This is a genomic window from Rhizobacter sp. P3_B12, from assembly GCF_056402895.1.
The window spans coordinates 1-6,800 of record NZ_JBFUGN010000270.1; the positions used below are offsets into that span (position 1 = coordinate 1).

The following is a 6,800-nucleotide window of genomic DNA, read 5'->3' on the forward strand; positions in this document are numbered from 1 at the left end:
CGCCATGCATCACACCGCTGTTCGACCCACCCGTGCCCGCCTCCTCGCCCTGACGCTGCTGGCCGGCGCCGCGCTGACTGCCTGCGGCGGCAGCGACGACGATCCCGCCCCGTTCGCGACGCTGGATGGCAAGGCCCCGCTGGTGATCGGCCACCGCGGCCTGCCGGGCCTGCACCCGGAGGAGACGCAGGCCGCCTACGAAGGCGCGGCCGATGCCGGCGCCGATTCGCTGGAGGAAGACCTGCACCTCAGCAAGGACTGCGTGCTGGTCGCGCGCCACAACCCCTGGCTGAGCGACAACACCACCGTGGCGACGGTCGCCCTCACGGTGCCCGAGGTGGCTGCCCGCAAGCGCACGGTGGCCGGGCGCCCGGTCAACGTGACGTACACGGTGGCCAACGCCAGCGAGCCGAAGCAGTACCTGACCGACCTGACCGACCCGGCCGACCCGAAATCGGTGCTGAAGTCGCTGATCGTCGACGGCGAGGACCACACCAACGACTGGTCGATCACCGACTTCACGGTCGCCGAGCTGAAGCAGTGGATCAAGGGCACCACCTACGACGCCCGCGCCGACCGCCCGACCGCCGAGAACGGCACGCAGCCGGTGCTGACGATGCAGGAGGTGCTGGCCATCGCGAAGGCGAAGAGCGCATCGACCGGCCGCACGCTGACGGTGTACCCGGAGGTCAAGAACCCGTACTGGAACAACCAGCAGGCGATCGCCAACGGCTGCGACACCGCGAAGACCGGCCACCCGTTCGAGGATGCGGTGCTGAAGTTCGTCGTCGACAACAACCTGAACGACCCGGCCGCACCGATCTTCGTGCAGAGCTTCGATCCGGCCAGCCTGAAGTACCTGAAGAGCATCGGCCTGAAGGCACGCAAGGTGCAGCTGATCGACGGCAACGACACGCACCTGGACACCGGCGTCGTCACCTACTCGACCTCCGACGTCTACACCTTCGTCGACGGCCGCCCGTACAGCTGGACGATCAACGGCGACGGACGCTACTTCGACGCGATGCTGACGCCCGCGGGCCTGGCCGAGATCAAGACCTACGCCGAAGGCATCGGCCCGTGGAAACCGCAGGTGATGGCCTGGAAGCAGGTGCCGTACGCCGGCGGCACGAAGATGGCCGACATCAACAGCGTGACGCCGACCTCGCTGATCGCCGATGCGCACAAGGCCGGGCTGGTGGTGCACAGCTACACCTTCCGCAATGAAAAGCAGTACCTGCCGGGGCTCTACAACGGCGATCCGATCGCGGAGTACCTGCCGTACTTCCGTGCCGGCATCGACGGCGTGTTCACCGACTTCGCCGGCACCGGCGTCGCGGCGCGTGCGGCGTACCTGAAGGAACTGGGGCGCTGATCCTGGCCCTCAGTGGCGCGGCGGTCGGGGCTGCAAGGCCTTCAACCGCTTGCGCAGCAGGGCCTCGGGAACGCGTTGCATGTCGAGGGCGCTCATGCAGCGCTCCAGCCACCGCTCGCGCGTGAGCGCGGCGTTCAGCGATTTCGCCAGCGCCTCCTGCACGCTGTCGCCGTAGGCGGTGGCTGCCTTCACCAGCGCACGGTTCAACAGCGCGCGCGGCGCGACCATCATCGCGAGGTCGATCAGGTCGCGGCTGTGCGTGTTGGTGTCGGCCCAGCGGTCCGTGTTGGCGAGTAGCTTGCCGGCGGCCATGTCCAGCGGTGTGAGCGTGGCGATGCCGGCGATGCGGTCCGACGGACCGGGGGATTCGAACTGGATGCGGCCCTCGAGCACGATCTCGAACTTGATGGCCACGCCGTCGACGCGCAGCTGCGTGCGCAGGCCGTACTGGTCGGCGCGCAGCGGACGCACCGGGTCGAGCAGATGGCCCGGTGCCGCCAGCGCGCCGATGCCATCGGGGCCGCCGGTCAGCTGGCGCAGCGCGCGGTAGCCGTCGATGCCCGAGACCAGGAAGTCGACGTCGATCGATTCGCGGTACTCGCCATAGCGCAGCGCCATGGCCGTGCCGCCGCCGAAATAGCAGCCCTTGTCGTGCAGCAGCGGCGCGTTCAGCGAGCGCAGCAGCTGCTCGATGCGGCGGTGGTGCTCGCGTTCAAACAAGCAGGCGCCCTCCGCCGAGCGTGTGCGTCAAGCGCTCGATCAGCTCGCGCTCTTGCGGCCCGAGCGCACTCTGGTCGACGTGGCGCCAGTTGCGCTCGTACAGGTCGAGCGCTTCCTGCGGTGTGAGCCGGTCGATGCCATGCAGCTGCCAGGCCAGCGCGGCCAGTTGCGGGAAGTCGGACAGGCTCAGGGTTTCGGGCAGTACGCTCGCAGGCTTGTCGACGCTGCGTGGATCGACCATGTCGAGCCGCAGCCCCAGCGCCGTCACGGCATTCATCCACGCACCGATCGACACCGAGGCCTCGCCTTGCTCGATGCGGTGCAGCGTGACGCGCGACATGCCCGCGGCCTCGGCGGTGGTCGTGGCGCTGATGCGCAATTGCTTGCGCTGGGCGCGGATCCGCTGACCGAGCTCGGCCAGCGCGGTGCTGCTGGCATCCCGGAGTGGGGGTGAGTTGGCGGGCATAGTGTTTCTCATTTTAGTCATTCGTGGATAAATGTCCAGAATGAGAAACACTTTAAATGGACATCCAGCGTCACGCTCACGTCACCATCCGACATCACCATCGGCAGCTTCGCAACCGATGAGCTGTTCCCCATGACGCATTCCCTGCGCCACACCCTGATTCCTTCGGCGTTCGTGGCCATCGCCGTCCTCGCTGCCGTCACGGCTTGCGGCGGTGACAGCGGCGGCAGCAGCGCTCCCGCGCCGGCCCCGCCGGCGGCGTTCTCGCCGTCGGTCGCATTGATGACCGACGTGCACTTCGAGGACGTCTACGGCGACTTCAAGAGCAGCAGCTTCAGCGGCATCCCGAGCACGGGTGGCAAGAACGCGACGATCCGCACGATGTACGCGCAGCTCACGTCGACGCGCCTGTTCAACGAGAACTACTTCGCCTTCCGCGCCGCGCTCGACGATGCCTTCGCGAAGGGCATCAAGTACGTCGCGCTGCCCGGTGACTACACCGACGATGCGCAGCCTGTGAACGTCGACGGCATCGCCGCGATCCTGCAGGAGTACCGCGCGAAGGGCATGCGCTTCTTCATCGCGCCGGGCAACCACGATCCCAACGAACCGTTCGACGACGACGAGGCCGGCAAGAACGACTTCCTGACGAAGGACGGCAAGGAGCAGAAGGTGTTCGCCACCGGCAACGCCGCCTGCAAGGCCGCCGACCCGACGGTGGTCTGCACCGACCAGCTGAAGGAGCTGGGCTACGAGAACATCATCGCCCGCCTCGGCGACTTCGGCTTCATGCCGACCTCGACCGACGTGCTGTGGGAAACGCCGTTCAGCCAGTACACCAGCTACAACTACACCGATGCGAAGACGCAGTCGGCGCTGTCGAACCGCCAGTTCGAGATCTGCCTGGAAGGTGAAGGCGGTGCCTACAAGGCGGCCGGCGAAGCGGCGCTCGGCAAGGCCTACACCAAGTGCGGCAGCCTGGTCGACGCGAGCTACCTGGTCGAGCCGACCCCGGGCCTGTGGCTGCTGTCGATCGACGCCAACGTCTATATCCCGAACGCCAGGTTCGATGCCGCCAACCCGAAGAGCTTCAAGGGCTACGACGGCGCCGGCAACGCAGGCTGGAACAAGGTGCTGACGCACAAGAAGCACCTGATCGAGTGGATCAAGAACGTGAGCACGCGCGCGAAGGCCGAGGGCAAGCAGCTGATCGCGTTCTCGCACTACCCGACGATGGACTTCTACGCGAACCAGACCGACGCGATGAAGGCGGTGTTCAAGCCCGGCGCGTTCCAGACCGCACGCGTGCCGGAAACGGCGACCACCGCGGCCCTCGCTGCCACCGGGCTGCAGCTGCACGTCGGAGGCCACATGCACTTCAACGGCAGCAACGAGTACACCGACGCCACCGGCCGCTACCTGGCCAACGTGCAGTCGCCGTCGCTCGCGGTGTACGGCGCGGCCTACAAGATCGTCACCTACAAGAGCGCCGATGTGGCCGACGTGCAGACGGTGGCGTTGAACGATGTGCCGCGCTTCAAGGAGCTGTTCCCGCACTACCAGGTGGAGTACGACCACCTGCAGGCGAGCACCGTGCCGGCCGACATCGCCAAGCGCTGGAACCACGGCGTGCTCGACACCAGGAGCTACGGCGAGTTCACCCGCTACTACTTCGGCGAGCTGTCGCGCCTGCGCTTCATGGACGAGTACTGGCCGTGCGAGATGAAGGAAGCGGCGATGGGCCTGACGCTGCAGCAGATGCTGGTGCTGTCGCAGCTGGACACGGCCGTCACGCTGGCGCAGCTGAAGGATGCACCGAACATCGTGCCGCTGAGCGCCGCCTGCGCTGCCGCCGGCACGCCGCCGGCCAGCCCGGTGGCCGCGCCGGCCACGCAGCTGGGCGCCGACTGGGCCACCGCCACCACCAAGGCGCGTGCGCTGGCCACCGCTGCGGGGCTGGACTTCGACGCGCTGGCCGCCGTCACGCCCTACGAGTTCTACGGCGACTTCCACCGCACGGTGTACGCCGGCGAGCTGGCGCTGCGCGACATGGGCGAGCTGCGCGTGAAGCAGTACAAGCTGCTGATGTCGGCGTTCCCGGCAGCGCCCGCGGCGATCGTCAAGGTCGGCGACAAGCCGTCGGACCAGAACGCGGTGCAGGTGGCCTTCCAGGCGCAGTTCAAGCAGGTCTTCGCGATCTTCAAGGGCCTGGGTTCGGGCAAGCCGAGCGGCCACTTCACGATCGACTTCAAGAACAAGAAGCTGGTCAACGCGGACGCCGCCGGGGTCAGCTTCAACTGACCGGGCGATTTGATGGCAAGCTCCGGGGTCCTTTCAAAGACTCCGGAGACTGCCATGCCCAAGGGCTACTGGATCGTGCGTGCCGACATCACCGATCCCGAGGTGTACAAGACCTACCAGGCGGCCAATGCCGCGCCGTTCAAGCGCTTCGGCGCGCGCTTCCTGGTGCGCGCCGGCGGCTTCGAGGTGGTCGAGGGCAGCAGCCGGGCGCGCCACGTCGTGCTGGAATTCCCGTCCTACGAGGCGGCACTCGCCTGCTGGAAGTCGGATGACTACCAGGCCGCGATCACGCTGCGCGAGAAGGTCTCGACGCTCGACATCGTCGTGATCGAGGGCTACGAAGGCCCGCAGCCCTGAGGCAACCGAGACTTTGCACACGGCTCGCGGCGTCAGCTTCGCGTCAGACCGTCTCAAGCCGCCCGTCGGCGGGGCCGATAAAGCCGTGTGGTCTCCTTCACCCGCCTCATCGCCCCCTGGCCGCGCCGCGCCGCTGCCGCGTGCCTGCTGTTGCTGGCAGGCGGCGCGCTGACGCTGGCCCGCCCGGCGCATGCCGGCACCATCGGCAGCGCCGTCTTCGCGATCGAGGCCCGCCACGGCAACGAACCCGGTGCCGTCATCGCCGAACTGCGCCCGATCGAGCCGCAGGCGCGCGCGAGCGGCGGTGACGACCTGCGCATCTTCCTGGCCGCCTGGGGCTATGCCCATGCCGCGATCGACAAGCCGGCCGTGGCCGAGGCCGCGATCGAGGAACTCACCGACATCGGCCAGCGCACGCAGGACGCCGCCGCGCTCGCGTCGGCCTACACGCTGAAGGCCTGCGTGCTGCAGTTCTCCGGCCAGGTGCGCGCGGCGTTCGGCTGGATCGAGAGCGCGGTGCCGCTGGCCGACAAGGTGAACAGCCCCGACCTCAGCTACTGGGTCGACATGACCGCCGGCGACCTGGCCACCTCGAACGGCCAGATCGACGAAGGCATCCGCCTGCTCGAAGCCGCGGCGCAGGCCGCACGCACCGGCCGCAACCCGCGCCGCGAGGCCCAGGCCTTCCAGGCGCTGGCGCCGCTGCGCATCGTCAAGGGCGACACCACCGCGGCGTTGGTCGAATCACGCCGGGTGCGCGAGCTCGCCAGCCGCGCCGGCGACGTCGCGCTGATCACCTCGGGCTGGATCATGGAGGCGCTGGCCGCCGAAGCCTCGCACCAGCCCGACCGTGCCGACCGCGCGCGCCAGCAGGCCGCGCTCACCGGCAGCGTGGTGCGGCCGGCGTCCGGCGTCAACTCGCAGATGGGCGGTGCCAGCTGGCTCAGCACCGAGCTCGACACGCTGCTGACGATGTCGACGCTGTACCTCGGCCACCGCGATTTCCCGTCTGCGCGCGAATTCGCACTGCGTGCGCAGCGCCTTGCCGACCAGCGGCAAGACCCGGGCACGGCCGCCCGCGCGATGGTCAACCAGGGCCTGGCCGAGCTCGGCGCCGGCCACATGCTGACCGGCCGGCAGCTCGCCGACCAGGGCCTGGCGATGCTCGCCAAGGCCGGGCGCAATGCCGAATACCTGATCCAGCTGAACCGCTATGCCGTGGCGCTGGAGCGCGCCGGGCAGGCCGTGCCGGCGCTCGACCGGCTGCGCGAGGCACTGCTGCTCGAGACCGAACTGGAGCGCCGCGATCGCCAGAGCACCGTCGTCGCGCTGCAGCGCGAATCGAGCTTCCAGCAGCGCCAGCGCCAGCTGGAGCAGCTGCAGCACGACAACGAGCTGCAGGCGGTCGAGATCTCGCGCCGCAAGAACGAGCGCGCGCTCGGCTTCCTGCTGGTGGCGGCGATGGCGATCGGCGTCATCGCGGCCTGGCGCCTGTACCTGCGCTCGCTCGACGCGAACCGCCGGCTGGCGCTGAACAACGAGGCCCTGGAGTTCGCGAGCACGCATGACAAGGTCACCGGC

Annotated in this window: 6 protein-coding genes; 4 read left to right on the plus strand and 2 right to left on the minus strand. The window is 68.5% G+C overall.

Translation table 11 applies throughout. From position 1 onward, the window contains the following. Nucleotides 1-4 precede the first annotated feature (4 nt). On the plus strand, nucleotides 5-1,375 hold the full coding sequence (locus tag AC1D01_RS15600) for a glycerophosphodiester phosphodiesterase family protein (protein ID WP_477867747.1): 1,371 nt from the start codon (nucleotides 5-7) through the stop codon (nucleotides 1,373-1,375). A 9-nt stretch (nucleotides 1,376-1,384) separates the two neighbouring features. Here AC1D01_RS15600 and AC1D01_RS15605 read toward each other — a convergent pair whose 3' ends face one another. Both AC1D01_RS15605 and AC1D01_RS15610 read right to left on the minus strand, forming a co-directional pair. Beyond that, nucleotides 1,385-2,095: a nucleotidyl transferase AbiEii/AbiGii toxin family protein gene (locus AC1D01_RS15605; RefSeq protein ID WP_477867740.1), complete on the minus strand. Its 711-nt coding sequence runs from the start codon at nucleotides 2,093-2,095 to the stop codon at nucleotides 1,385-1,387. Continuing rightward, a complete protein-coding gene (locus AC1D01_RS15610) occupies nucleotides 2,088-2,561 on the minus strand; it encodes a helix-turn-helix domain-containing protein (RefSeq protein ID WP_477867742.1) in 474 nt (157 codons plus the stop codon). Before AC1D01_RS15610 ends, AC1D01_RS15605 begins: the two co-directional genes overlap by 8 nt. Before the next feature lie 132 nt (nucleotides 2,562-2,693). Here AC1D01_RS15610 and AC1D01_RS15615 point away from each other — a divergent pair, with 132 nt between their 5' ends. From AC1D01_RS15615 to AC1D01_RS15625, 3 genes are all read left to right on the plus strand, one after another. After that, complete coding sequence (locus AC1D01_RS15615; protein ID WP_477867744.1) at nucleotides 2,694-4,862, plus strand: metallophosphoesterase; 2,169 nt, start codon at nucleotides 2,694-2,696, stop codon at nucleotides 4,860-4,862. Between the two features lie 54 nt (nucleotides 4,863-4,916). Beyond that, entirely contained in the window at nucleotides 4,917-5,219 is a 303-nt protein-coding gene (locus AC1D01_RS15620; protein ID WP_477867745.1) for a DUF1330 domain-containing protein, read from the plus strand. An 87-nt stretch (nucleotides 5,220-5,306) separates the two neighbouring features. Then, a partial coding sequence (locus AC1D01_RS15625) for a hypothetical protein (RefSeq protein ID WP_477867746.1) occupies nucleotides 5,307-6,800 on the plus strand: 1,494 nt, incomplete at its 3' end.